Origin of the sequence: Marinobacter salexigens (assembly GCF_002806945.1) — a bacterium.
GTDB classification, from domain to species: domain Bacteria; phylum Pseudomonadota; class Gammaproteobacteria; order Pseudomonadales; family Oleiphilaceae; genus Marinobacter; species Marinobacter salexigens.
Map to the genome: position 1 here is coordinate 220,066 of NZ_NIHC01000006.1, position 25,530 is coordinate 245,595.

Here is a 25,530-nt window from a genome sequence, read left to right on the forward strand (position 1 = left end):
TCGGCAGTGCTGGATTATTCCTCACCAGCACCCTGTTCCGGACTGTTGTTTGCGCTTTCGTCTGTTGAAACGTCTTCGCCTTCAATATCTTTACTTTCGACTTCAGCACCCTCGATATCGACATCGTCGATGTCGTCTTCGTCGGTTTCGGCAATCCGCTCCACCCCTACCAGTCGCTCATCTTCCTGGCTCAGCCTGATCAAGCGCACGCCCTGGGTGTTCCGGCTGAGAATCGACACTTCATCCGTGTGGGTACGAACCAGCGTGCCCTTGTCGGAAATCAGCATCATTTCATCGCCTTCAAACAGTTGCAGCGCAGTGACGAGATTACCGTTACGCTCAGAGCACTGCATGGCTATAACACCCTGGCTGCCACGACCGTAGGTAGGGAACTCCTCAATCGCAGTCCGCTTACCGTAACCATTCTCACTGGCGGTCAGAATAACGCCGCCTTCCTGTGGAATGATCAGGGAGACCACCTGGTGGCCTTCAGGCATTCTGATTCCGCGCACACCACGAGCCGTTCTACTTAGCGGGCGAACGGCCTCTTCATTGAAGCGTACAGCCTTGCCAGCAGAGGAGAACAGCATGATTTCGGCATCTCCTTCCGTTATAGCTGCGCCAATCAGCGTGTCGCCTTCGTCCAGAGACAGTGCAATCAAACCGCTGCTACGTGGGCGGGAGAAGTTAGGTAGAGCCGTCTTCTTGACCACCCCACCGGATGTAGCCATCAATACAAACTGATTTTCCGGGTAGTCACGTACTGGCAAGAAGGTCGTAATACGCTCACCTTCTTCCAGCGGCAGAATATTCACCATCGGACGACCACGGGAGGCACGGCTGGCACGAGGAATCTCGAACACCCGCAACCAGTACACCTTGCCACGGTTAGAGAAGCACAGAATGGTGTCGTGGGAGTTGGCAACCAGAAGCTTTTCTATAAAATCTTCGTCTTTCATGGAGGTTGCGGCGCGACCACGTCCACCGCGGCGCTGGGCCTGGTAGTCTTCTACTGCTTGGGTCTTTGCATAACCACTGTGAGAAATGGTGACAACCAGCTCTTCTTCATCAATCAGGTCGGCAATCGTAAGATCGCGCTGGGAGCTGGTGATTTCCGTACGGCGCTCATCACCAAACTCTTCTACTACCGCCTCCAGTTCTTCACGGATTACCTGCATCAAACGCTCAGGATCGCCGAGGATATCCAGCAGATCGGCAATTTTTTCAAGAATTTCCTTGTACTCGTTCTGGAGTTTCTCAGTCTCCAACCCCGTCAAGCGGTGCAGGCGCATATCCAGGATAGCCTGCGTCTGCTCTGGTGACATGTAGTACAAACCATCGCGCAGGCCATAAATCTCAGGCAGATCGTCCGGACGGCAGGCATCTTCGCCAGCACGCTCAAGCATTGCCATTACATCACCTGGCGCCCAGCCGCGGGCCATCAGCTTTTCCCTGGCTTCCACAGAACTTGGGGAGGCCTTGATCAGCTCGATCATCTCATCGATGTTGGCCAGTGCAACGGTCAGGCCTTCAAGTATATGACCACGCTCACGGGCTTTGCGCAGCTCAAAGATGGTACGACGAGTCACCACTTCACGGCGGTGACGCACGAACGCATCCAGCATTTCCTTGAGATTCAGTATTTTTGGTTCGCCGTTGATCAGCGCCACCATGTTGATACCGAAAACTGTCTGCAACTGGGTATGCTTGAACAGGTTGTTAACCACAACCTCCGGGTTTTCACCACGGCGCAGCTCGATAAAGATCCGGATACCTTCCTTGCTGGATTCGTCCCGCAGTTCGGTAATGCCTTCCAGACGCTTTTCCTTCACCAGCTCAGCGATCTTCTCGATCAGGCGGGCCTTGTTCAGCTGATACGGCAGCTCGGTGATGATGATGGCATCACGGTTGGTCTTCTTGTCGGTTTCAATTTCGTGGCGGGCGCGGATGTAAATGCGGCCACGACCGGTGCGATAGGCTTCAACGATGCCGGCACGGCCATTGATGATACCTTCAGTCGGGAAATCCGGGCCCGGAATGAACTCCATCAGTTCATCGCAGGTGAGATCCGGATTATCGATCAGCGCCAAACAACCGTTAACAACTTCTGTCAGGTTGTGGGGCGGGATATTGGTCGCCATACCTACGGCGATACCGGAGGAGCCATTCACCAGAAGGTTGGGAATGCGGGTGGGCATTACCTCGGGGATGCGCTCTGTTCCGTCATAGTTATCGACAAAGTCTACGGTTTCTTTCTCGAGATCCGCCAGCAACGAGTGCGCGATTTTCTTCATGCGGATTTCGGTATAACGCATGGCTGCCGCGTTATCACCGTCGATAGAACCAAAGTTACCCTGACCATCTACCAGCGGGTATCGCAGAGAGAAAGGCTGGGCCATACGAACGATGGTGTCGTAAACAGCAGAATCACCGTGCGGGTGGTATTTACCAATAACATCACCCACCACACGGGCAGACTTCTTGTAGGCCTTGTTCCAGTCGTTGTTCAGTTCGGACATGGCGAACAGAACACGACGGTGAACCGGCTTGAGACCATCCCGCACATCTGGAAGTGCTCGCCCGACGATGACGCTCATGGCGTAGTCCAGGTAAGACTGCTTCAGTTCGTCTTCAATATTGACCGGCAGGATCTCTTTGGCTAATTCACCCATCGAGAAAGGTTCCTTTGCGTTATCTGGGAGTCGTTTCAGGGCCGTCACCCGGCCCCATAGTTATTCTTCATCAAACCACCAACTCTATCACAGTCGCCCCCTGCTAGGGGCAACTGTGCGGCGGCCTTAACTAAATACTACTGTCTTGTTTTCGAAGGTAATCACGCGATCTTCAATATGAGAGCGCAATCCCCGGGCGAGAACATTTTTCTCTACATCCTTACCTAGGCGTACCATGTCTTCAATGGCATCACTGTGATTGATACGGATTACGTCCTGCTCAATGATAGGCCCTTCATCAAGGTCCTGTGTCACGTAGTGGCAGGTAGCACCAATGAGCTTCACACCGCGGCTGTATGCCTGGTGGTATGGCCTCGCCCCGGCGAAGGATGGCAGGAAACTGTGGTGGATGTTGATCACCTTGCCAGCGTATTTAGCGCAAAGCTCTGCGGGCAAGATCTGCATATAGCGGGCAAGCACGACCACATCGGCTTCGTAACTTTCGAAAAGTTCATCAACCTGAGCGAACGCCTCTTCGCGGTTCGCCTTGCTCACCGGAATGTGGTGGTATGGAATCCCGTGCCACTCGACCATACTGCGCAGGTCGTCATGATTAGAGATTACAGCGACTATTTCAGCGTTAATTTCATTGCTGTGCCAGCGGTACAAGAGGTCAGCCAGACAATGAGACTCCTTGCTGCACATGAGTATGACTTTTTTGGGCTGAGCCGAGTCTGCAATATGCCACTGCATATCAAACTCCCGGGCGATCGGCGCAAATGCAGCACGAAACTGCTCAAGGCCAAACGGAATAGAATCGGCCTTGATTTCGTGACGCATGAAAAACCAACCACTATGAGTGTCGGAGTGGTGGCTAGCTTCGGTTATCCAGCCATTATAAGTAGACAGAAAATTACTCACCTTGGCGACAATTCCAACCCCATCCGGGCAGGAAATCACAAGACGGTAGGTATGCTCCATGAAAGCCTTTCCTTAACTGGCAAACGGGAAAGCAGATGCGACGAAAACGCTAGCCGGAAACGGCAGCCCGAACAGGAACCCGAGCAAAAACCAAGGTTAGACGGTACGCACCCTGTAAAATGACGGGCTATTATAGCCTATCTGAACATCAGAAACGAGGAATGGAGACATGGACAGACACCCGCACCCGCAATCATGGAAAACCCGGTTAAACGGACGCTCAGGGAGCCTGCGAGCGCGAACCCTGACAGCAGCTCTGACACTATGCCTTGCAACTCTTGCTATGCCGGCTTTCAGCCAGGCCATTCTGGAGGGGGAGCGATTCCATCCCGCCAGCGCCAGTAACGGCATGGTGGCAACCAGCCATACCCTCGCAACAGAAGTGGCACTCGAAGTACTGAAAAACGGAGGTAATGCTGTGGATGCTGCAGTAACGGCCGGATTCGCCCTTGCCGTTACCCAGCCAAGATCCGGAAACATCGGCGGTGGCGGCTTTATGCTGATATCCAAAGGTGACGGCACAGAGCCGGAAGCCATAGATTACCGTGAAAAAGCTCCCTCGGGCGCCACCGAAACCATGTATCAGGATGAATCTGGAGAAGTAGTAAAGAACCGCAGCCGATTTACCCACCTCGCTGCAGGCGTCCCCGGTACCGTGGCAGGACTTGCTCTGGCTCTTGAACGCCATGGCACCCTTTCCCTGAAACAGGCTCTGGCTCCAGCCATCAAACTTGCCCGTGATGGTTTTATTGTTCCGAAACGCTTTAGCGAAGGCCTGGAACAAGCGCGAGAACGCCTCCAGCGCTGGCCTGCAACCCAAGCAACCTTTTACAAAGAAGACGGCTCCGCCTGGCAAGCTGGCGAGCGTTTTCGTCAACCGGAACTGGCAGATACACTGCAACGTATTGCGGATGATGGCGTAAAAGGTTTTTACGAAGGCGAAACGGCAACGCTGATCGTTGAAGAAATGGAAAGGCACGGTGGCCTCATCACCCGGCAGGATCTTGAAAATTATCAGCCGGCTGTGCGCACCCCTGTGCATGGAAATTATCGGGGCTACGATATCTATTCCATGTCACCGCCCTCCTCTGGCGGCGCTCACATTGTGCAAATACTGAATGTACTTGAAGGCTACCCGATTTCAGAACTGGGCCACAACTCAGCAGATACGATTCACTATATGGCCGAAGCCATGAAATTGGCCTATGCCGACCGTTCTGAGTATCTGGGCGATACGGATTATATAGACGTGCCCCTGAAAGGCCTGACCAGCAAATCTTACGCGGAAGAATTACGGGAAGGCATCAAACCGGGTAAGGCCCGACCAGCAAGCGAGGTTCGCCACGGCCAGCCAGCAAGCTACGAAAGCCCTGAAACCACCCACTTTTCAGTGGTGGACAAATGGGGCAATGCCGTCTCAAACACTTACACTATCAACTTTAGCTACGGTTCGGGCATTACTGTGCAGGGCGCTGGCTTCCTGCTCAATAACGAAATGGACGATTTCAGCGCCAAACCAGGGGTACCCAACGCCTACGGCCTGATTGGTGGCGCGGCAAACAAGATAGAGCCAGGCAAGCGCATGCTCAGCTCCATGTCCCCCACCATCGTTCGCAAAGGCGACCGCAACTTCCTGGTCACCGGCAGCCCCGGTGGTTCTCGCATTATCACCACCACCTTGCAGGTGATCATGAACGTAATTGACCACGACATGAATATACAAACCGCCGTTAATGCACCCCGCATCCATCACCAATGGCTTCCGGATGAAATCCGGGTTGAGCAAGGGATCAGCAAAGACACAGTGCGCCTGTTGGAAAGCCGTGGCCACAAGGTGGTGACCAACTCGGCTATGGGGGCTATTCAGAGTATCATGATAAGCGAAGATGGCATTTTGTACGGTGGTGCCGACCCGAGGCGCAGTACTTCCTCGGCTATGGGCTACTGATAGAGTCACCATTGGGCAATGCATTTCTGAACACGAAAGCTGGAGGCATTTATGTTCCTGTCTGTACAACTGAGCTGTTATCCACTCAAGGATGAATACAAGCAACCCATCTGGGATCTGATCGCCCGGCTGGAAGAGACTGGTTTGCAAGTTGTTGCCGGTCGCATGAGTACCGAAATTTTCGGTGAGTACGACGAGGTTATGAAAGTACTCTCCGACACTATGAAATGGTCATTCGAGACCTATGGCAAGTCCGTTTTCGTGGCCAAGATCATGGAGGGTGACCGGAGACCAAAATGACCAATCCCAACCGTTCCGGAAACCAGACGCCACCCGCTGAACAAAAGCCGGAGATACCCAGGCAGTATTCATTTCTCTGGTTCAGCGCTGCTATTTTCCTGGTGTTTATGTGGCTACAGGACAGTGGCACACCAAAACTCCGGGAAATGGCCTATTCCGAATTCAAAACCGCAGTCACCAACAACCAGATTTCTGAGGTAACACTCAAGGAAGAGACAATAACCGGCCTGTTCAGCGATCAGGGCAGAACGTCTCTGAGTTCTGGTGACAGCATGCAGGGCTCAAGCCCCGGATTCAACACCATCCGGCCGCCCATGGATGACCCGGAACTGCTCACCCTGTTGGAGGCCCACGAGGTCACCATCCGAGCCCAGTCTTCAGGCCTACTGTGGTGGCAGGAAATGATTCGTGGCTTCCTGCCCTGGATCTTGCTTCTCGCGCTGATGTACTGGTTCTGGGGGTCGGCACAGAAACGCATGATGCAGGGCGGCGGGATGTTTAATCACGGCCAGTCGAAAGCCCGCAGGGCTGAGAAAGAAACCTCCACTACAACGTTGAATGACGTGGCCGGCATTGAATCCGCCAAGCGGGAAATCGCAGAGATTATCGACTTTCTGAAGTCCCCGGGAAAGTACCGGGCTTTGGGTGCATCCATGCCCAAAGGCGTTCTTTTGGTAGGCCCGCCAGGGACAGGTAAAACTCTGCTTGCCCGCGCCATCGCCGGGGAAGCAGAGGTGCCCTTTTTCAGCGTGAGCGCCTCGGAATTTATTGAGATGTTTGTGGGCGTGGGAGCTTCAAGGGTTCGGGACATGTTTGCGAATGCTCGCAAGGAAGCGCCAGCGCTGATTTTCATTGATGAACTGGATGCCATTGGTCGCTCTCGAGGCGCTGGACTGGGAGGCGGGAACGATGAGCGGGAGCAAACGCTGAATCAGATTCTTACAGAAATGGACGGTTTCGAATCTCATGAAAACATTCTGGTATTGGCGGCCACCAACCGCCCGGATGTACTGGACAGCGCCCTGCTAAGGCCTGGCCGTTTCGACCGCAAGATTACCCTGGATCTGCCACATAAGGATGCACGTGACGCCATTCTTGCGGTACACGTACGCAAAGTCCCCCTGGCCGCTGATGTAGACCTGGAACAACTGGCCGCCCGCACCATTGGCTTTTCCGGTGCCGATCTGAAAAACCTGGTAAATGAAGCCGCCTTGACAGCCGCCCGGGAAGATCTGAAAGAAGTCACGGCTCGCTGCTTTGAGGTTGCCCGGGATCGTATTGTTCTGGGAGAGAAACGCGATGCAAGGCTGTCGCCGGAAGAACGCGAAGTCGTGGCCTACCACGAGAGCGGTCACGCCATCATGGCTTATTACATGCCAAAGGCCGACCCCCTCACCCGGGTAACAATCATTCCCCACGGCATGGCTTTGGGCGTTACGGAGCAAACGCCCACAGAAGACCGCTACAACTACTCTGAAAGCTATCTCAGAGACCGCATCAAAGTGATGCTCGGCGGGCGTGCTGCGGAAAAGATAATCTACGGCGAAGTAACCACCGGGGCCCAGAGTGATCTCAAGGAGGCTACCAAGCTGATCCGCCGGATGATTGGCCAATGGGGCATGAACGAAAAGATCGGCCCAGTGGGCCTCAGCATTGGCGAGGAACACGTATTCCTGGGCCGTGAAATGGGCTCAAGCCGGGAGTACAGCGAGAAGATGGCAGAGTTGATAGACGCTGAAATCCAGGCAGAGCTTCTGGCCATGGAGGCAGCCACCATAGAATTCCTGACGGAGCACAGGGATCAACTCGAAGCCCTGGCCAAGGCCGTGCTCAAGAAGGAAAATCTATCGGCAGAAGAGATTGAAAAAGTCCTTAGCGAGGAGGCTACCCGTAAAATCGCCTGACCTCCCTGAAGGACTCACTTTCGATCCTCAGACCTGCGTAACCAGCATGTCACTGAACAACGCCAGGCAAAAGCCGATCACCGCACCAAGCGGTGGCCCCCAGTGCTTGTCCAATCGGGACTGGGGCGCAATATCCTGGAAAATCAGGTACAGAATCCCGCCTGATGCCACCAGCATGATGGTTCCAAGAACCACAGGTTGTCCAGATAGGAAAAAATACCCTGAAAGGCCTGCAATGGGCCCCGCCGCCGCAAGGCCTGTCATCACAGTGAGGGTCTTTTTTGGGGTATAGCCAGGTTTGTCACGGAATTCACGGTAGGCATTAAAGCCTTCAGGCAGGTTTTGCATCGCGATCAGCACGGCCATCAAAGGCGCAAGACTCGGGTTAACGATGATCAGCCCACCCAGGGCGGCGGCTTCTGGTACAAAATCCAGCATCACACCCATTAACTGTGGCGATTCCCGGTGATGAACGCCAAGCATTCGCTCAATCCAGAAAAACAACACGCCGCCAGCAAGGATTGCGGGGATAGCCCAGAACGAATTACCGATGCTTGTCTGCCCTTCCGGTATCAGAACAATGGTCACTGCACCGAGTAAAATGCCACCACCCAAGGCGATCAGAAAGTGCCGAAACTCCTGCTCCAGCCAGTTGGGGCCAATGCGCTCAACCCTTGCCAGTAACCCCCCAAGTGGGATGCAGATACCGGCAAGCGCTGTTAGAGCAACAATGTAAACAATGTCAGAGATCATCAATAAAACCTGGATTGATTAATCAGGAATCCTCGTTGTCCCCACCAAGCTTATCCTGGGTCTTGTGCTCAAAGTCACTCGCATCGTGGCGTTCATGCAGTTGGGTTTCAGGCTCACCCCAAGCGCGGTTCACCATTCGCCCACGCTGAACAGCCGGCCGCTTTTTAAGCTCCAGTGCCCAACGCATCACATTGGTATAGGTATGCGCCTCAAGAAATTCTGCAGCATCGTATACCGCGTTAGTTACCAGTGCGCCATACCAGGGCCAGATAGCCATATCGGCAATGGTGTATTCGTCACCAGCAACAAACCGATTGTTGGCTAGCTGCCTATCCAGAACATCCAACTGTCGCTTCACTTCCATGGTGTAGCGGTTAATCGGATACTCGTACTTCTCAGGGGCATAGGCAAAAAAGTGCCCGAAGCCGCCGCCTACAAATGCCGCACTGCCCATCTGCCAGAACAGCCAGTTAAGGGTTTCGGTGCGCCCTTGGATATCCGATGGCAGAAACCGATCAAATTTTTCCGCCAGATAAAGCAGTATGGAACCTGATTCAAATACGCGAACAGCAGGATCCTGAGACCTGTCCATCAGCGCAGGTATCTTCGAGTTGGGGTTCACATCCACAAAGCCGCTACTGAACTGCTCACCCTCATTAATGCGGACGATCCAGGCATCGTACTCTGCCTCTCTGACACCCAGCTCCAGCAGCTCTTCCAGCATTATCGTAACTTTCACACCGTTTGGTGTAGCCAGCGAATAGAGCTGGAAAGGGTGTTTTCCAACCGGCAGATCTTTCTCGTGTGTAGGGCCTGCCATGGGGCGGTTAATATTCGCAAAAGCACCACCACTGGCTGAATCCCACTTCCAGACCTTGGGCGGGATATAACTGGCATCGCTCATACTATTGGGCTCCTTGGCTACTGTTTATTTTCTAACGAAACTGTCTATGCTGAAACCCGCTCTTTAATGAGGGCCGCCATTAATTTCTGACAACGTCTCGTTTACATCAAAAATCTTGGCATTCACTTTTTCAACACCAAGCCCTTTGAGTCTGGCGGTGTGTTTCTCGAGATAGGCTTGAGCTGTCTCTTCGGTTTTAAAAAGATAGATGCCACCTGCATCTTTCTCTGAGGCATTCTCTGTCCAGATTTTCCAGATAAACCCGGGCTCCTCATTGATGGAAGCGGCGAGGCCTTTCAAAGCTTCGGCCATTTCTTCACCGAATGGACCAGAGAATGGAAAGTCGACCTGTAATAATTTTGCCATCTGATAGAACTCCTGTTTTCGGCAGACACTGCCATAATATTTGGTACGCGGATAAATTGTTCCGTCGATAAGACGACAATGCCTAACCCACTAATAAAGCCACTTCAGTACTACGGAGGTATCTCATGCCAATGATAGGGTGGATTTTTATACTCGTCGCCTTGGGCCTGGTCTTGGGTAGCTTATTCATGCTTCGGGATTCAGCCAGCAAAATGCATATCCCGAAAGACAAGCTGGAGAAAATCCGCAAGCGCAAAGCGGAACTTGAAGCCCAAGAGAAAAAAGACGATCAGTGGTAAGCCGAGTCTGTTCTCGCGGCCATGATAAAATCGTTTTTGTGCAGCCCACCGATTGCGTGGGTCCACCAGCTTACGGTTGCCTTACCGTATTCCAGCAAGATGGCCGGGTGATGATTTTCAGCCTCAGCCAGCTCTCCCACTTTGTTGGTAAAAGCCAAGGCTTGAGAAAAGTTTTTGAACTTAAATATGCGGCTTAGCTGTTCTTCACCATCGACGCTGAGAATTTCCCAGTCCTGAACGCTTTTATGCAGCGACCGCTTCTCGTCATCAGTTACCTTGGGGGCGTTTGCATTACACGCCTCACAAGGCTGTTCAGCCAGTCCACTCATGCAATACCTCCGATCTGATATCCGAGTTTTTTCCGCTACATACTTTATAACATGGGCCCGGTCAGTCATTTTATCAACTGGTGTCTTGAAATCAGCGCGTCTTCGGAATACTGTATATTTAAACAGTATTCCGAGATTGCACCATGAGCGAGCTTCTTAACACGCTAATGAAAGATGCCCGTGTCTGGCAGGGGCACAGGCATAACAAAACCACTCAAGCGGCAGAACCGACCGGTTATCAGGCGCTGGACAACCAACTCGGAGGGCTTGGCTGGCCCCGAGGCGCTTTGAGCGAGTGCTTACTGGATGCACTCGGTATTGGCGAATTGACTCTGTTAATGCCGCTGATGCAGAAGTTGTCGCAGGCCGGAAAGACCGTGTTCTGGCTAAATCCGCCACATACGCCCTATGCCCCGGCACTGGCACGGGAAGGTATCAAGCTGGATCAGGTCATCATGGTTCACACTGAAGACAAAGGCGACATCCTATGGACTCTGGAAAACTGCCTGCGCTCCCCGGTTACCGGCCTGGTTATAGCCTGGCCAGGCAAACTGGCCGCCCGGGAAATCCGGCGTTTGCAACTGGCTGCTGAGGCCGGAAGCAATGTGTGCGTGCTTTTCCGTGAGCGCCACTACGCCGAACAGAACTCCCCGGCAGCCTTACGCCTTGACCTGGTGCCTGACGACCAACAGGGCCTGAAAGTGAATGTGGTAAAACGCCGTGGCAGCTGGCCAGGCCAGCGTTGTTCGCTGGCAATGACTCACCGGGCCGGCCTGCTTCATCATGAATCACCCCGGGTGGTTCAAGGCCCCTGGCCCGTAGCAGCACGGTAATCTTCATGCTTTGGTTGCACCTGCACTTCCCTCACCTATTGCTGGATCACATTCGCCATTCCGGTGAAAGCGTCGCTGCCCTGGTGATTGTTGAGGGCTCCGGGCAGACAGTAATGCAAGCCTGTCAAACTGCCAGAAATCTGGGCGTGAAGGTTGGCATGCGACTGAAAACAGCGATTAGCCTTGTGCCGGATTTGGGAATAGTAAGGGCAGACCAGCCACAAGAAGCCCGCATTCTGGAAGACCAGGCCTGCTGGCTGTACCGCTATGCAGCTCATATTGTGCTGGTGCCGCCTGACGGACTGCTGGCTGAAATCGGCAGTCTGCAGCGGATGTACGGCGGCCTTCCGGCTGTTTGGCGAACAATAGAAGAAGTTCTACACGAGCGTCAGCTTACCGCCTGGGTAGGCATTGGCCACACACCGCTAGCCGCGAGACTGATCGCTCGCAATGGATTGGGCGAGTGCTCATCCGATACAGGGCGCATCCTTCAGATTCTGGGCAAAATGCCACTGTTGGCTGCGGAATTTGACGGGCGCACCTGCACACGCCTGCAACGGCTTGGTCTGACTACCCTGGGGGAAGTATTCAACTTACCTCCAACAGAGATGGCGCGCAGACTGTCGCCGGAAACCCTTGCCTATATCCAGAAAATTCAGGGGGCCAGACCAGACCCACAAGCATCCTGGCAGCCGCCTCACTACTTCCGGCAACAAGCAGACTTTATACAGGATATTGAGCACTCACAGGGATTGCTTTTCCCCTTGCGCCGCATGCTTGCTGAGCTGGAAAAAGATCTGTGTTGGCGCCAGCAGGATACCGATTGCTTGCTGCTGGCGCTTCAACACAGACACGGAGAACCAACGCACCTGCGCATTCGCACATCTGGCCCCGAACATCGCGCGGAGGCCTTTCTCAACCTGATCAGCCTGCGGTTGGAACAACAGCCATTCCAGGCTCCGGTCACATCTCTGCGCCTGACGGTTAAACGGTTTCTCGAGCAGGAAGTACCCGGCGGGCAGGACCTGCTCGGCGAAAGCCAGGATCTGAATGAAGCCTGGCATACCCTGATGAGCCGCTTGCAGGCAAGGCTTGGGGACACCGCACTCACACAACTCTCGCCCAAACCAGATCACCGGCCTGAGCGTGCGTGGCGCACCTCGGAAGTACGGCCACCAAGCCGCGCAACAACAGCCTCAGCAGACCAGCTGCCCCGCCGCCCTCTGTGGCTTCTACAAGGCCCACAACCACTTACAGAAACTCCGAAAGCATGGTTTACAGGCCCGGAAAGGATCAGCGGCGGCTGGTGGGATGGCCAACGTGTACAACGGGATTATTACATTGCCCAGCTGAGTAACGGGCAACTGGCGTGGGTATTCCGGGATATGCGGGAAGGTTGGTTCATACATGGATGGTTTGGCTGATGGGCGAATATTCCTATGCTGAACTATTCTGCTTCAGTAACTTCACTTTCCTGACTGGAGCCTCCCACCCCCATGAACTGGCAGAGCGCGCAGCAGAGCTTGGGTATACCGCACTGGCCATTACCGACGCCTGTTCGGTTGCAGGCATTCCCCGTGCCTGGGCGGCACTGAAAGAAAGCCCTGTAAAACTGATTACCGGAAGCTGGTTTGAGTTAGCCGACAGCCCGACCGGTGCCAGCACACCCCGATTCATTCTTCTGGCCCGCACCCGCAAGGGTTACGGCCAACTCTGCCAGTTTATAACCACCGGCCGGCGCCGGGCCGAAAAAGGCCAGTACCAGCTTTTCCATAGCGATACGGAAACCCATGCTCTGGATGACTGCCTGTGCCTGTGGTTGCCTCCCTCCCCGGCTGAGGCCGATGCCGATCAGGCCCTGGCCTGTGGCGAATGGTTGCTCCGGTTGTTTGAACACCGCCTGTGGATTGCCGCCGCCCGTACCCTGGAATCCGGTGAGGAACAGCAGCTGGCCAGAGCCCGCTGGTTAAGCGACCACCTGCGTTGCCCGATTACTGCCATCGGCGAAGTGCACATGCACAGCCGGCAACGCCAACCCCTTCAAGATGTACTCACCGCCCTGCGCAACCACACCAGCCTGGAAAGCGCCGGTCACTGTCTGTTCCAGAATGGTGAACGCTACCTGCGCCCCCTACCAGTCCTGCAACGGTTGTTCCCGGAAACCTGGCTGCAAGAATCTGTACGCATTGCTCAACAGTGCACCTTTGAGCCAGGCAGCTTGCGTTACGAATACCCGCCAGACCTGGTACCAGAGGGAGAAACCCCGGCCGCCTATCTGAAGCGTTTAACGCAGCAAGGTGAACAGCAACGCTTCCCGGCAGGCACGCCACTGTCTGTTCAGGCCCTGATCCGAAAAGAGCTGGGACTGATTTCAGAGATGAAGTACGAACACTACTTTCTCACCATCCACGACATAGTTGCCTTCGCCCGCAGCCGGGGCATTCTGTGCCAGGGCCGGGGCTCTGCCGCCAACTCCGCCGTGTGCTATTGCCTGGGCATTACCGAAGTGAACCCGGCCCAGGTCGACCTGCTGTTTGAACGTTTCATCTCCAAAGACAGAAACGAGCCGCCGGACATCGACGTGGACTTTGAGCACGAACGCCGGGAAGAGGTGATACAGTACATCTACCAACGCTACAGCCGGGAACGGGCCGCACTGGCAGCCACAGTAATCCGCTATCGACCAAAGAGTGCTATTCGCGACGTTGGCAAAGCCTTGGGGTTCGACCCTGCATTGGTGGAACAGTTGCTGGAAGGTATTGACTGGCGAGACAAAGCCACCAACTGGCGCCAGCAGATTCTCGACAAACGCCTGACCCGCAACCCGAAAGTCGCAGACCAGTTCTTTGCCTTGGTGAACACCCTGCTAGGCTTCCCCCGCCACCTTTCCCAACATGTGGGTGGCTTTGTGATCAGTTCCGGCCCCTTGAGCGAACTGGTACCAGTGGAAAACGCCGCTATGGCAGACCGTACTGTTATCCAATGGGACAAAGACGACCTGGAAAGCCTGGGCCTGATGAAAGTAGACGTGCTCGCACTGGGCATGCTGACCGCCATCCGCAAAGCCCTGGCACTGATCAGCCAGCAGAAAGGCCATCCTTTCCACATGCAGGACATCCCCCAGGAAGACCGGGCCACCTACAAGATGCTGCAAAAAGGCGACAGCATCGGCGTATTCCAGGTGGAGTCCCGCGCCCAGATCAACATGCTGCCCAGACTGAAACCCGAAACCTTCTATGATCTGGTAATCGAAGTAGCCATCGTCCGCCCCGGCCCCATCCAGGGAGACATGGTACATCCCTACCTGCGCCGCAAACACGGCCTGGAACCGGTGGACTACCCCAACGACGCCGTTCGTGGCGTACTGGAACGCACGCTGGGGGTGCCCATCTTTCAGGAACAGGTCATCAAACTGGCCATGGTGGCCGCCGGTTTCAGCGCCGGCGAAGCCGACCAGCTCCGCCGCGCCATGGCCGCCTGGAAATCCCATGGTGACATGACTCCCTTCCGGGAAAAGCTCATCAACGGCATGCTTGCACGGGGCCACGATGCCAACTTCGCCGAACGCCTCTACCTGCAAATCTGCGGCTTCGGAGGCTACGGCTTCCCCGAATCCCACGCCGCTAGTTTCGCCCTGCTCGTTTACGTCTCCGCCTGGATCAAACGCCACTATCCAAGCGCCTTTTACTGCGCCCTGCTCAACAGCCAACCCATGGGCTTCTACTCCCCATCGCAACTGCTACAGGACGCAAAACGCCATAACATGAAGGCACTGCCACCAGACATCAACAAAAGCCAATGGGAACACACCCTGGAAGGCTCGGACCTGCAACTACGATTAGGCCTGAGAATCATTCGGGGTTTCCCCGAAAATGCAGCACAACGTCTGTGCCAGCTTCGCCCCGAAGCCGGTTACCAATCCCCCGCCGAGCTACGCCGCCTCGCGGATCTCAACCAGCGCGAAATCGAACTCCTGGCTGGGGCCAACGCCATGCCCGCCTTTGCAGACAACCGCCACCAGGCCTATTGGCAACTCCTGGGGCACGAAAAACCCACAGAACTTTTCGCTGTGGCCGAAGATGGCGAACACTACAAACCGGCAGCCTGCAACCAGCTACCAGAACCCACCGAAGGCCAGAACATCCTCGCCGACTACGCCAGCCAAGGCCTAACCCTCCAACGCCACCCGTTAGCCCTACTCCGGGAACAAGGCCACCTGAAGTTCTGCCTCAACGCCGAACAACTAAAAACAACCAAAGCCGGTATCCCCGTACAAGTAGCCGGCCTGGTAACCGGCCGCCAACGCCCCGGCTCCGCCTCCGGCGTCACCTTCGTAACCCTGGAAGACGAAACCGGCAACGTAAACATCGTAGTCTGGCTGGAAACCGCCCGCCGGCAGCGCAAACCGTTACTCACCGCCCGGTTGCTGCATGTAAAAGGTATTCTGGAAAGAGAGGGGGAAGTTGTTCACGTTATGGCAGGAAAACTCTCGGACCTGAGTCATCTCATCAAAACACTCCCGGTCAGCTCGCGAGATTTTCATTAAATCAGCCTTTGAGAAGGCCAATGCCGAAGATGGAAGAGCCGGTGCGGGGCCGATTTTCAGGAATGTCGGAGGCCATGGACGGCCGGAGACAAGCGCACATGGATGTGCTCGTAGCGGTTCCTGAAAATCGGCCCCGTGCTGGCTCATGCTCCAAAGCCCATGGCCCCAGAAAGCAGAAAACCCCGCCAAGCAAAAGCAAGGCGGGGTTTTCCGCACTACAAGAGTAACAATCAGCTAAGCAGCTTGATCATCACACCCGCAGCAACAGCCGAGCCAATAACACCAGCAACGTTCGGCCCCATAGCGTGCATCAGCAGGAAGTTCTGCGGATTCGCCTCAAGACCAACCTTGTTGGAAACCCGCGCCGCCATCGGCACAGCAGACACACCTGCAGAACCAATCAACGGGTTAATCGGATCCTTGCTCAACTTATTCATCAGCTTCGCCATCAGAACACCCGACGCAGTACCAACAGCAAATGCCACGATACCCAGCCCCAGAATACCCAGAGTCTGAGCATCCAGGAACTTGTCCGCCATCAGCTTGGAGCCAACAGACAAACCCAGGAAAATCGTAGTGATGTTGATCAGAGCATTCTGGGCAGTGTCGTTAAGACGCTCCACTACGCCACACTCGCGCATCAGGTTACCAAAGCAGAACATACCCAGCAGAGGCGCAGCATCTGGCAAGAACAGAACCACAGCAATCAGAACAACCAGCGGGAACACAATCTTTTCGCGCTTGCTGACCGGACGCAGCTGGGACATCTTGATTGCCCGCTCCTTCTCACTGGTCAGCGCCTTCATGATGGGCGGCTGAATCATCGGCACCATAGCCATATAAGCGTATGCGGATACCGCAATGGCACCCAGAAGGTGCGGGGCCAGCACGCTGGAAACATAGATCGACGTCGGCCCGTCGGCACCACCAATGATACCGATAGCAGCGGCTTCCAGAATGGTAAATTCCAGAATGCCAAACCAGTCGAGCAAGGCAGCACCCAAAACCGTACCAAAGATACCGAACTGAGCCGCAGCACCCAAAAGCATGGTTTTCGGGTTAGCCAGCAGCGGCCCGAAATCCGTCATTGCCCCAACGCCCATGAAGATCACCAGGGGCCCAATGGTGCTACCGATAACTACAGAATAGAAGTTATAGAGCATGCCATTGGCATAACCGATATCCTGGGCAATAGAGTTGGCCATTGCCATTTCAGAATAGCTCGCCTCTTTTACAGCCACCTTGAAGGCATCTTTCAGTTCAGGCGTAACGACCTGCCCAACCTGATACGCAACATCCAGAGGCGCCGCCAGTGCAGCCAGAATCTCGGCATTCCCGGCTTTCAGAGCAAAGTGGATAGCATTTTCCGCCGCAGTCAGGGCGAGCCCCGCCTCCGGAATGTTCGCCAGAATACCGCCGAACCCAATAGGTACCAGCAGCAAAGGCTCAAACCCCTTGCGAATTGCAAGGAACAGAAGAAGCAGGCCAACGGCGATCATAATCACTTGGCCAGACCCAATGTTGAACAGGCCACTACCTGTCCATAACGTCATTAATTTATCCATGGAATGCTGGCCCTTTATGCGATTGTCAGCATTTCATCATCAGGGGAGACGGCATCACCGACCTTGATGAAGACTTCGCCGACAGTGCCGGCTTTTGGTGCGCGAATCTCGGTTTCCATCTTCATGGCCTCAAGAATAATCAGCACGTCGCCTTCTTCAATGGCATCACCTGGCGAAACCAGTACCTTGAAGATATTACCGCCCAGAGGAGCAATAACCGGCTCCCCCCCGCCCGCAACCGGAGCTGGCGCAGAGGCGGCTGCAGGCGCAGGTGCCGCCGCATTACCCTCGCCCTGAATCTGGGTTATTTCACCGCCCTCAGACACTGCAACCACATACTGCTTGCCGTTAACATCAACGGTGTATGTTTCGGGGCCACTGGCTTTCTTGGCTGGAAGTGCATCTTCAGCCGAGGGAACCGGCTCGAAAGCATCCGGGTTATTGCGGTTTTCCAGAAACTTCAAACCAATCTGCGGGAACAGCGCATAAGTCAGAACATCGTCAACAACGCTATCCGACAACTTGATGCTCTTTTCGTCCGCCAGCTTCTTAAGCTCGTCGGTCAGCTTATCCATTTCCGGCTCAATATTGTCTGCCGGACGGCAGGTAATAGCTTCCTTCCCTTCCAGAACTCGCTCCTGCAGTTCCTTGTTGAATGGCGCTGGTGCGGAACCATACTCGCCTTTCAGGATGGCAGAAGTTTCCTTGGAGATAGACTTGTAGCGCTCACCGGTCAGAACATTCAGAACAGCCTGGGTACCAACAATCTGAGACGTTGGAGTTACCAGCGGGATGAAGCCCAAATCTTCACGAACCTTGGGGATTTCAGCCAATACTTCGTCAAAACGATGCGCAGCATTCTGCTCTTTGAGCTGGCCTTCCATGTTGGTCAACATGCCGCCCGGTACCTGGGCAATCAGGATGCGGGAATCAGTACCACGGAGGCTACCTTCAAACTTCGCGTACTTCTTGCGAACTTCGCGGAAGTAGCTGGCAATTTCTTCCAACAACACCAGATCCAGTCCAGTATCGCGCTCTGTGCCTTCAAGAATGGCAACAACCGCCTCAGTGGGCGAATGGCCGTAGGTCATACTCATTGAAGAGATGGCCGTATCTACGTTATCGATACCGGCTTCCGCTGCTTTGATGGCGGTAGCGGTAGACATGCCGGTGGTCGCGTGGCACTGCATGTGGATCGGGATATCCAGCTCTTTCTTCAGACGGCTAACCAGGTCAAAAGCCACATAGGGCTTGAGAATACCTGCCATGTCCTTGATCGCAATGGAGTCCGCACCCATGCCTGCAACTTCTTTCGCCAGCTCTACCCACATCTCTATAGTGTGCACAGGGCTGGTGGTATAAGAGATAGTGCCCTGAGCGTGCTTGCCGGTTTTCTTGACAGCCTTGATGGCGGTTGCCAAGTTGCGGGGATCGTTCATGGCATCAAAAATACGGAATACGTCAATGCCATTTTCGGCGGCACGATCAACGAAACGTTCTACCACGTCATCCGCATAATGCCGGTAACCCAGAAGGTTTTGCCCACGCAGAAGCATTTGCTGAGGCGTGTTGGGCATTACTTTTTTCAGTTCACGAATGCGCTCCCAGGGGTCTTCGCCCAGGTAACGAATGCAGGAGTCGAAGGTAGCGCCACCCCAGGATTCCAGTGACCAGAAACCGACTTTGTCGAGTTTCTCGGCAATGGGCAGCATGTCGTCAAGCCGCATACGGGTGGCAAGCAGGGACTGGTGGGCGTCGCGAAGTATAACGTCCGTAATCCCCAGCGGTTTCTTTGTGTCAGTCATCGTGTCAGCCTTCTGTTTAAAGGTTGTATCTAATCGGGTACCAGGTCACTTCTTGTGGCGCGACCGGAATTGTGCAATCGCCTTTTTAATGGCCTCAGCTGTATCAGGGTCAACTGATACAGGCGCCTTTGGCTTGGCACGAGGTGTTTTGGCCGGGGTCACCGGCTCTGGCGGGGCAAACCGGGTTAGCAGTTTGGACATAAGCAGAGTCGCGAATACCAGAACAACCAGAAACGCGAACACAAAACCCATACCCGCAACCATCAAGTCGATGGCTTGAGACATCAGGTCTTCCATATAAACAGCTACCTGTATAAATTTAGGGATTTTTCCCGCGAGAGCCGTAGCGCACTGGACCGGCGTCTTGTGCTGCACGAACAAACCGGGAGGCAAAATCCTGCGTAATTTACCGGTTTCACAGGCTGTGAGCAACCAAAATGCATCTGGCTATACGGAGTTTCCGAGCGCTTAACCCGCTCTCGCACCCCCCGAAAAAGCCCATGAGTCCGGCTCTCAGGCCATTCTTACCCTTAGCTTGCGACCCTTTATTTTTCCATCTTCAAGGCGCTTCAAAGCACGCCTGGCCTGCTTTGCCTCTACTGCAACGAAGCACTGAAACTCAAACAGATCAATCTTGCCTACAGATTTCCCGTCTAACCCAGCCTCGCCGGTGAGCGCTCCAAGCACATCTCCCGGACGAAGTTTTTCCTTGCGTCCGGCGGCGATGCAAAGAGTTTTCATGGCAGGAACTATCGGCTCGGCTGGTACTGAAAGGAGTATCTCAGTATCGCCCCAGGCAACCGGGCTGCCACGCTCACTCTCCAGACGGTTAATTTTATGACCTTGAGCCGGGCTGCACAGAGTCACGGCCAAACCAGCTTCACCTGCACGCCCGGTACGACCCACCCGGTGAGTATGCACCTCCGGATCCCGTGCTGGCTCAGCGTTAATAACCAGGGGAAGCGACTTGATGTCCAGCCCTCGGGCCGCGACGTCTGTTGCCACCAGAACCTGACAACTCTGGTTGGCAAAGCGCACCAACACGCTGTCCCGCTCTCGCTGCTCGAGATCCCCGTGCAACGCTAGTGCCGAGAATCCCTGGGCACCCAATTCTGCCGCCAACTCATCACACTGCTGTTTCATAGCACAGAACACCAGGCAGGAAACCGGCTGATGCTCAGACAGCAAGCTCACTATGGCACGAGTACGTTCTGAAGCAGGAATTTCGTAAAACAGCTCACGTATATCAGAGTTCACACTGCGGGATTCCGCCCGCACATCAACCGGCTCTCGCTGAAAGCCTGCACTGAGCTTTCGAATAGACTCCGGCCAGGTGGCTGAAAACATTAATGTCTGGCGCCGCTCAGGCGTGTGCCCCAGAATTTCTTCCAATGCTGGCTGAAAGCCCATATCGAGCATTCTGTCTGCCTCATCCAGAACCAGAGTTTTGAGGCGTTTTAAATCCAGAGTGCCTTTGCGCAGGTGATCTGCAATCCGACCCGGCGTACCTACTACAATATGGGCGCCATGGGCCAAGGAACCAATCTGAGGACCAATAGATACCCCGCCACAGAGCGTAAGAATCTTTACGTTATCCTTTGCCCGAGCCATTTCCCTCAAGGCCTTGGCTACCTGATCCGCTAGCTCACGGGTGGGACACAATACCAACCCTTGTACGGCATACAGTGTCGGATTGAGGTTTTCGATCAGCCCGATTCCAAACGCCGCTGTTTTACCACTACCAGTCTGAGCCATAGCGATCACATCACGACCCATCAGACAATGAGGCAAAGCTCTGGCCTGAATATCCGTAGGTTGTGAAAAACCTAACTGGGCAAGATTGGCCTGCATGGCTGCAGACAGATCAAGATTTTTAAAGGAAGGCATACAAGAAAATCCTGGAATCAGCGGTTGCTGGTTAAGAAGGTAAGCACGAGGGCGTATACTAACGCGATAGAATACCAGAATTCATGACCAATTAATGGAGTTATCCCATGGCGTCCCTGCAGGACCAGCTATTGAAAGCGGGCCTGGCCGATCAGAAAAAGGCCAAGGCTATCCGAAATGAGAAGCATAAACAGCGCAAACAGCAGCCCAAAGGTGCTGTGCAGGTTAATGAAACGGAAATCCGTGCTCGTCAGGCCCGGGAAGAAAAAGCTGAGCGCGACCGGCAGCTAAACTTGCAACGCCAACAAGAAGCCGAGAAAAAAGCCATACAGGCCCAAATTCGCCAACTTGTGGAGACCAATCGACTGGATCGCAGCCGGGGCGAAACCTCCTATCAGTTCGTTCACGACAAAAAGATCAAAAAATTGTATGTGGACGACACCATGGTCGATCAGCTATCCCGTGGCCGCTTGGCCATTGTATTTGTTAATGAGCAGTATGAAGTGGTTGCAGAAGGTGTAGCTCGTAAAATTATCGAACGCGATGCCCGAGCAGTAGTGGTACTTCATGACCGCAAGAAAGACGATGTGGGTGAAGACGATCCCTACGCAGGCTACGAAATCCCGGACGACCTTATGTGGTAGACGTCAGGCTGCCCGCTCAACCCAAAAACAAAAGTGAATACCCAAATCACTTTCGGGAATCTACCAACAGCACTCCGCAACCATATGTTACTTAAAACAAATTGAAGTTTACCTCCGACACATACCTAATAGAGACACAACAAAAAGCTCAAAAACCTCTTTCGCGTATCAAAATGCCTCTTCTTGGTGTGTCGGACGGACTCGATTGCCTGGATCGGTATTACTTGCGAACACCAAGGATACTGTATGACATTTCAAAACCCCTTCGGTGATATGACTATCCGAACGAAAATGGTGGGCGGATTCGCTCTTCTGCTCATGCTCACTATTCTGGTGGGTGTGGTTGGCAATAGCGCACTGGAAACCTATAGCCAACGTTCAAACATTGTAACCATGCTGGGCCAGGTCAACACGGGCCTTACTGAAGCGAGGGTAGAAGAGAAAAACTTTTTACTGTCGGGTGGCGCAGAGAATGTTCAGGCATCCCGGGCCCACGGGGACGACGCGCTTGGAATCACCCAGCGCATCATGCCATTACTGACCGGTAGCGCTTCCATCAGCGTTCTGGAGAGTATTCAGGCTGATATACAGATGTATCAATCGCTGATGAGCGATGTAGAAATTAACGCTACCCAACGTAAAGAAGCACTCAGCAGCCTTGAAACAAAGGCCAGAATACTTGGCTCTTCACTCAAAGCACACAGCTCTCTGTTTTTTGCGTCAGCGATGTTTGAAGATATGAGACGAGCTGAGCGAAAGTTCCTGGTAGAGGGGGATTCAAGCAGTGTTGAGTCTTATATGGACGATGCAAAACGAATGCAGGGACCATTGAAATCGGCCTCCATCAGCGCGGAAGAGAGAGCAAAGGTAACTAAGGCTCTTGAATCCTATTCAAACGAATTCCGGAACCTGGTGGAACTGACCGAGTCGGGCGAAGAGCTTTCAGAGGACATGGTCACAACAGCCAGCCGTGTTATCGGATCAGCGACCAACCTGCGCGACAGGCAGGCCGCCATTATGGAAACTGAGCGCAAGCAGGCGACCACCCTGATCTTTGGTGCAACCGGCATCGCCGTGCTGCTTGGAATTTTGATGGCCTACCTGATTACACGGGCCATCACAGCCCCGATCAACCATGCCGTTGCTGTTGCCTCAGAAGTTGCGTCCGGCAACCTGTCTGTTTACATCGACAACAACCGGACAGATGAGATTGGTCGCCTGATGGCTGCTCTCGCAACCATGGTCAGCAGTTTGCGGGAACTGGTCAGAAACATTGAATCCGGCGCATCCAACATCGCGGCTTCTGCGGAAGAGCTTTCAACTGTTACCAGCCAGACCAGCGAGGGTATCAATCGCCAGAAACAGGAAACTGACCAGGTTGCTGCAGCGATGAACGAAATGTCAGCAACCGTTGCCGAAATTGCCCGCAACGCGGAACAGGCATTCTCGGTTGCCTCCGACGCTGCCGATCAGGCAACAGAGGGAGAGCATGAAGTCAGGGAAACAGTGAACCAAGTGAACAGCCTGGCTAAAGAAGTAGGCCAGAGCATGGAAATTATTCAGAACCTGCAAGCTGAGACCTCTAACATCGGCACGGTTCTGGATGTTATCAAGTCCGTTGCGGAACAGACCAATTTGCTGGCATTGAACGCTGCCATTGAAGCAGCCCGGGCGGGTGAACAAGGGCGGGGCTTTGCTGTTGTTGCCGATGAAGTTCGCTCCCTGGCTCAGCGCACTCAGAGTTCCGCTCAGGAAATCGAGGCTCTGGTAACATCCCTGCAAAACAGCGCAGGCAACTCTGTATCTGCAATGGAGTCCAGTGCATCGCTTGCCTCTCGCACACTCACTCGGGCCACAGCTACAGGTGCTTCCATAGAACGTATTACGCGGTCAGTGGACGAGATTAAGCAATACAACAACCAGATTGCAACCGCATCCGAACAGCAAACGTCTGTGGCGGAAGAGATTAACCAGAACATCACCAGCATTCGTGACGTTACTGATCAATCTGCTGCATCGTCAAATCAAACCGACAGCTCCAGCTCCGAACTTGCGCGGCTTGGCAGCGAACTGCAATCGCTGGTATCACGGTTCAGGCTCTGACTGTCAGGCCAGTTTCTCCGTCAGTGCCTGACGAATAAAGCGCACGGCGGCTACGGACTCCGGGTTGTCGCCATGGACGCACAGGGTATCAGCTTCCAGATAGAGCGGCTTTCCTGTGACCGTCTGAATAGCATCCCCCCGGGCTATTGCCATTACTTGCTGCAAAATAACATCAGCATCATTATGCACCGCGCCAGGATGGCTACGGGAAATGATATAGCCTTCCTCATCGTATGCGCGATCGGCGAAGGCCTCCAGCAGCAATTCTATTTCGTACTCTGCACACAATGCCTTTAGCGATTGATTATTTGCTGTTGTCATAGCCATGAGGGCAAGCTTGTCAGCAGTCTGACTCAGCGCTCCAAGAATGGCCCTGAGCACGGCCTCATTGCGCATCATATCGTTATACAGTGCGCCGTGGGGCTTTACGTAACTGAGGCGGCCACCCTGGGCTGCGGCTATCTGGCTCAGGGCTCCCACCTGGTATAGCACCATAGCGTGGATTTCTTCCGGGCTGCACACCATGGGGCGACGGCCGAAGCCTTGAAGGTCTGGGTAAGCCGGATGGGCGCCCAAAGCAACCTTGTGTTGCAGCGCCAAACGTACGGTGTTGTGCATCACCAGGGGGTCACTCGCATGGAATCCACAGGCAATGTTTGCTTGGTCGATAAACGGCATAACCTGATCATCCAACCCCATGGTCCAGGCACCATAACTTTCGCCAATATCACAATTCAATAGCATGTTCGTATCCAGTCAGCCCTTTAAAAAACAAAATAGTCCATCTAACAATAGCCTGAAAAAGGAACTCATGGGAGAACTTCAGGTCGTATGCCCGCCAGTTATAAAGTTATAAACAAGGAGCAATGATGTTATCGGTTAGTCTAGGCCCCCTGAGCATGTCTTTGGCTCAGCTTTTGTTGGTTAGCGCTTTCGTGATTGCGCTAGTTGTTGGAGCTGTCAGCGGGCGAAAGCAAGGCGTACCTATCGCCGGAACTCTTTCTGACATTTTCCTGGCGTCCATGGTTACGGCGAGAATCGGGTTTGTAATCCAGTACTTCGAATACTACCAGGATAACCTCTGGGGCATCATCGACATTCGGGATGGCGGATTTAACGTGATCGCGGGCCTGTCAGGCGCGATAGCACTGACCGCCTGGAAACTCTGGCGTCATGCAAATATCCGCAGACCTCTGTCGATTGCCGTAGCGAGCGGCCTACTGACATGGGGCTCTGTTTCATTGTTGGTCACTTTGGTGGAAAGCAGCTCCAGAAACATGCCCGAAACCAGTTTCAGCCTGCTGGATGGCACGCCGGTTACACTCCAGGAAATGGCGGAAGACAAACCCATCGTTGTTAACTTGTGGGCCAGCTGGTGCCCACCTTGTATCCGGGAAATGCCTGTACTGGAGCAAGCGCAACAGGAAAACCCCGACATCACCTTTGTATTTGTAAATCAGGGCGAATACCCTGAAACCATCACTCAGTTCATGGGGCAGCACCAACTCTCTTTGAACAACGTTCTGACTGACACCAGCGCTAGCCTTGGCCGCACAACAGGCAGCCAGGCCTTGCCAACCACCCTCTTTTACGACGCCAACGGCAAGCAGGTAAACGCCCATCTGGGTGAGCTATCTAAGGCTTCACTTGCTCACAACCTCAGAAACTTTAACGCTGACTGAACCCGATCT

21 protein-coding genes are annotated in these 25,530 nt (G+C 54.1%); 10 read left to right on the top strand and 11 right to left on the bottom strand.

The window, feature by feature from the left end:
- Positions 1–14 precede the first annotated feature (14 nt).
- Complete coding sequence (gyrA, locus tag CDH47_RS13285) at positions 15–2,672, bottom strand: DNA gyrase subunit A (RefSeq protein WP_100640380.1); 2,658 nt, start codon at positions 2,670–2,672, stop codon at positions 15–17.
- A gap of 126 nt (positions 2,673–2,798) precedes the next feature.
- Positions 2,799–3,653 carry a formyltetrahydrofolate deformylase gene (gene purU, locus CDH47_RS13290; RefSeq protein WP_100640381.1) on the bottom strand — a complete coding sequence of 285 codons (855 nt, stop codon included), beginning with the start codon at positions 3,651–3,653 and terminating at the stop codon, positions 2,799–2,801.
- A 169-nt stretch (positions 3,654–3,822) separates the two neighbouring features.
- Between purU and ggt the strand changes: the two genes are divergently transcribed.
- The 3 genes from ggt to ftsH are packed head-to-tail and all read left to right on the top strand — an operon-like array spanning position 3,823 to position 7,805.
- Positions 3,823–5,601: a gamma-glutamyltransferase gene (gene ggt, locus CDH47_RS13295; RefSeq protein ID WP_100640382.1), complete on the top strand. Its 1,779-nt coding sequence runs from the start codon at positions 3,823–3,825 to the stop codon at positions 5,599–5,601.
- A gap of 51 nt (positions 5,602–5,652) precedes the next feature.
- Positions 5,653–5,901 (top strand): thiamine-binding protein, encoded by a 249-nt coding sequence (locus CDH47_RS13300; protein ID WP_100640383.1) that lies wholly within the window; start codon positions 5,653–5,655, stop codon positions 5,899–5,901.
- Positions 5,898–7,805, top strand: a complete 1,908-nt coding sequence (gene ftsH, locus CDH47_RS13305) for an ATP-dependent zinc metalloprotease FtsH (protein WP_100640384.1) — start codon at positions 5,898–5,900, stop codon at positions 7,803–7,805. Before CDH47_RS13300 ends, ftsH begins: the two co-directional genes overlap by 4 nt.
- Before the next feature lie 27 nt (positions 7,806–7,832).
- On the opposite strand, the gene CDH47_RS13310 is transcribed toward ftsH, so the two are convergent.
- The 3 genes from CDH47_RS13310 to CDH47_RS13320 form a co-directional block, all read right to left on the bottom strand.
- Entirely contained in the window at positions 7,833–8,558 is a 726-nt protein-coding gene (locus tag CDH47_RS13310) for a ZIP family metal transporter (protein ID WP_100640385.1), read from the bottom strand.
- A gap of 22 nt (positions 8,559–8,580) precedes the next feature.
- Positions 8,581–9,462 carry a glutathione-dependent disulfide-bond oxidoreductase gene (gene yghU, locus CDH47_RS13315; protein ID WP_100640386.1) on the bottom strand — a complete coding sequence of 294 codons (882 nt, stop codon included), beginning with the start codon at positions 9,460–9,462 and terminating at the stop codon, positions 8,581–8,583.
- A 63-nt stretch (positions 9,463–9,525) separates the two neighbouring features.
- Positions 9,526–9,828 (bottom strand): monooxygenase, encoded by a 303-nt coding sequence (locus CDH47_RS13320; protein ID WP_100640387.1) that lies wholly within the window; start codon positions 9,826–9,828, stop codon positions 9,526–9,528.
- A 125-nt stretch (positions 9,829–9,953) separates the two neighbouring features.
- Between CDH47_RS13320 and CDH47_RS13325 the strand changes: the two genes are divergently transcribed.
- Positions 9,954–10,127 carry a DUF2897 family protein gene (locus tag CDH47_RS13325; RefSeq protein ID WP_100640388.1) on the top strand — a complete coding sequence of 58 codons (174 nt, stop codon included), beginning with the start codon at positions 9,954–9,956 and terminating at the stop codon, positions 10,125–10,127.
- Here the strand turns inward: CDH47_RS13325 and CDH47_RS13330 are convergent.
- A complete protein-coding gene (locus CDH47_RS13330; protein ID WP_100640389.1) occupies positions 10,118–10,456 on the bottom strand; it encodes a 4a-hydroxytetrahydrobiopterin dehydratase in 339 nt (112 codons plus the stop codon). The two genes, CDH47_RS13325 and CDH47_RS13330, sit on opposite strands and share 10 nt — an antisense overlap.
- Positions 10,457–10,599: 143 nt before the next feature.
- Here CDH47_RS13330 and imuA point away from each other — a divergent pair, with 143 nt between their 5' ends.
- Genes imuA through CDH47_RS13345 form a run of 3 tightly spaced genes read left to right on the top strand, consistent with a single transcriptional unit; the run spans position 10,600 to position 15,835 of the window.
- Positions 10,600–11,289: a translesion DNA synthesis-associated protein ImuA gene (gene imuA, locus CDH47_RS13335; protein WP_100640390.1), complete on the top strand. Its 690-nt coding sequence runs from the start codon at positions 10,600–10,602 to the stop codon at positions 11,287–11,289.
- A 5-nt stretch (positions 11,290–11,294) separates the two neighbouring features.
- Entirely contained in the window at positions 11,295–12,713 is a 1,419-nt protein-coding gene (locus CDH47_RS13340; protein WP_100640391.1) for a Y-family DNA polymerase, read from the top strand.
- Positions 12,713–15,835: an error-prone DNA polymerase gene (locus tag CDH47_RS13345; RefSeq protein ID WP_100640485.1), complete on the top strand. Its 3,123-nt coding sequence runs from the start codon at positions 12,713–12,715 to the stop codon at positions 15,833–15,835. Before CDH47_RS13340 ends, CDH47_RS13345 begins: the two co-directional genes overlap by 1 nt.
- A gap of 230 nt (positions 15,836–16,065) precedes the next feature.
- On the opposite strand, the gene CDH47_RS13350 is transcribed toward CDH47_RS13345, so the two are convergent.
- The 4 genes from CDH47_RS13350 to dbpA all read right to left on the bottom strand — a co-directional run bounded on the left by CDH47_RS13350 (position 16,066) and on the right by dbpA (position 21,092).
- Positions 16,066–17,400, bottom strand: coding sequence for a sodium ion-translocating decarboxylase subunit beta (locus tag CDH47_RS13350; protein ID WP_420843684.1), 1,335 nt, complete (start codon positions 17,398–17,400; stop codon positions 16,066–16,068).
- Between the two features lie 14 nt (positions 17,401–17,414).
- Positions 17,415–19,205: a sodium-extruding oxaloacetate decarboxylase subunit alpha gene (gene oadA, locus CDH47_RS13355; RefSeq protein ID WP_100640393.1), complete on the bottom strand. Its 1,791-nt coding sequence runs from the start codon at positions 19,203–19,205 to the stop codon at positions 17,415–17,417.
- A 45-nt stretch (positions 19,206–19,250) separates the two neighbouring features.
- The gene (locus tag CDH47_RS13360; RefSeq protein WP_100640394.1) at positions 19,251–19,502 is read right to left on the bottom strand and encodes an OadG family protein; all 252 of its coding nucleotides are present in this window, start codon (positions 19,500–19,502) and stop codon (positions 19,251–19,253) included.
- Positions 19,503–19,718: 216 nt separating this feature from the next.
- On the bottom strand, positions 19,719–21,092 hold the full coding sequence (gene dbpA / locus CDH47_RS13365) for an ATP-dependent RNA helicase DbpA (protein WP_100640395.1): 1,374 nt from the start codon (positions 21,090–21,092) through the stop codon (positions 19,719–19,721).
- A gap of 107 nt (positions 21,093–21,199) precedes the next feature.
- On the opposite strand from dbpA, the gene CDH47_RS13370 reads away from it, so the two are divergent.
- Positions 21,200–21,736 carry a DUF2058 domain-containing protein gene (locus CDH47_RS13370; RefSeq protein ID WP_100640396.1) on the top strand — a complete coding sequence of 179 codons (537 nt, stop codon included), beginning with the start codon at positions 21,200–21,202 and terminating at the stop codon, positions 21,734–21,736.
- Between the two features lie 246 nt (positions 21,737–21,982).
- Positions 21,983–23,839 carry a HAMP domain-containing methyl-accepting chemotaxis protein gene (locus CDH47_RS13375; RefSeq protein ID WP_100640397.1) on the top strand — a complete coding sequence of 619 codons (1,857 nt, stop codon included), beginning with the start codon at positions 21,983–21,985 and terminating at the stop codon, positions 23,837–23,839.
- Between the two features lie 3 nt (positions 23,840–23,842).
- On the opposite strand, the gene CDH47_RS13380 is transcribed toward CDH47_RS13375, so the two are convergent.
- Complete coding sequence (locus CDH47_RS13380) at positions 23,843–24,583, bottom strand: 5-oxoprolinase subunit PxpA (protein WP_100640398.1); 741 nt, start codon at positions 24,581–24,583, stop codon at positions 23,843–23,845.
- A gap of 125 nt (positions 24,584–24,708) precedes the next feature.
- Between CDH47_RS13380 and CDH47_RS13385 the strand changes: the two genes are divergently transcribed.
- Positions 24,709–25,521 carry a prolipoprotein diacylglyceryl transferase family protein gene (locus tag CDH47_RS13385; protein WP_100640399.1) on the top strand — a complete coding sequence of 271 codons (813 nt, stop codon included), beginning with the start codon at positions 24,709–24,711 and terminating at the stop codon, positions 25,519–25,521.
- Positions 25,522–25,530 lie beyond the last annotated feature (9 nt).

Bases quoted from the DNA above. Each gene is read 5' to 3' on its own strand.
- gyrA (WP_100640380.1), bottom strand. From the start codon at position 2,672: ATGGGTGAATTAGCCAAAGAGATCCTGCCGGTCAATATTGAAGACGAA.
- purU (WP_100640381.1), bottom strand. From the start codon at position 3,653: ATGGAGCATACCTACCGTCTTGTGATTTCCTGCCCGGATGGGGTTGGA.
- ggt (WP_100640382.1), top strand. From the start codon at position 3,823: ATGGACAGACACCCGCACCCGCAATCATGGAAAACCCGGTTAAACGGA.
- CDH47_RS13300 (WP_100640383.1), top strand. From the start codon at position 5,653: ATGTTCCTGTCTGTACAACTGAGCTGTTATCCACTCAAGGATGAATAC.
- ftsH (WP_100640384.1), top strand. From the start codon at position 5,898: ATGACCAATCCCAACCGTTCCGGAAACCAGACGCCACCCGCTGAACAA.
- CDH47_RS13310 (WP_100640385.1), bottom strand. From the start codon at position 8,558: ATGATCTCTGACATTGTTTACATTGTTGCTCTAACAGCGCTTGCCGGT.
- yghU (WP_100640386.1), bottom strand. From the start codon at position 9,462: ATGAGCGATGCCAGTTATATCCCGCCCAAGGTCTGGAAGTGGGATTCA.
- CDH47_RS13320 (WP_100640387.1), bottom strand. From the start codon at position 9,828: ATGGCAAAATTATTACAGGTCGACTTTCCATTCTCTGGTCCATTCGGT.
- CDH47_RS13325 (WP_100640388.1), top strand. From the start codon at position 9,954: ATGCCAATGATAGGGTGGATTTTTATACTCGTCGCCTTGGGCCTGGTC.
- CDH47_RS13330 (WP_100640389.1), bottom strand. From the start codon at position 10,456: ATGAGTGGACTGGCTGAACAGCCTTGTGAGGCGTGTAATGCAAACGCC.
- imuA (WP_100640390.1), top strand. From the start codon at position 10,600: ATGAGCGAGCTTCTTAACACGCTAATGAAAGATGCCCGTGTCTGGCAG.
- CDH47_RS13340 (WP_100640391.1), top strand. From the start codon at position 11,295: ATGCTTTGGTTGCACCTGCACTTCCCTCACCTATTGCTGGATCACATT.
- CDH47_RS13345 (WP_100640485.1), top strand. From the start codon at position 12,713: ATGGGCGAATATTCCTATGCTGAACTATTCTGCTTCAGTAACTTCACT.
- CDH47_RS13350 (WP_420843684.1), bottom strand. From the start codon at position 17,400: ATGGATAAATTAATGACGTTATGGACAGGTAGTGGCCTGTTCAACATT.
- oadA (WP_100640393.1), bottom strand. From the start codon at position 19,205: ATGACTGACACAAAGAAACCGCTGGGGATTACGGACGTTATACTTCGC.
- CDH47_RS13360 (WP_100640394.1), bottom strand. From the start codon at position 19,502: ATGGAAGACCTGATGTCTCAAGCCATCGACTTGATGGTTGCGGGTATG.
- dbpA (WP_100640395.1), bottom strand. From the start codon at position 21,092: ATGCCTTCCTTTAAAAATCTTGATCTGTCTGCAGCCATGCAGGCCAAT.
- CDH47_RS13370 (WP_100640396.1), top strand. From the start codon at position 21,200: ATGGCGTCCCTGCAGGACCAGCTATTGAAAGCGGGCCTGGCCGATCAG.
- CDH47_RS13375 (WP_100640397.1), top strand. From the start codon at position 21,983: ATGACATTTCAAAACCCCTTCGGTGATATGACTATCCGAACGAAAATG.
- CDH47_RS13380 (WP_100640398.1), bottom strand. From the start codon at position 24,583: ATGCTATTGAATTGTGATATTGGCGAAAGTTATGGTGCCTGGACCATG.
- CDH47_RS13385 (WP_100640399.1), top strand. From the start codon at position 24,709: ATGTTATCGGTTAGTCTAGGCCCCCTGAGCATGTCTTTGGCTCAGCTT.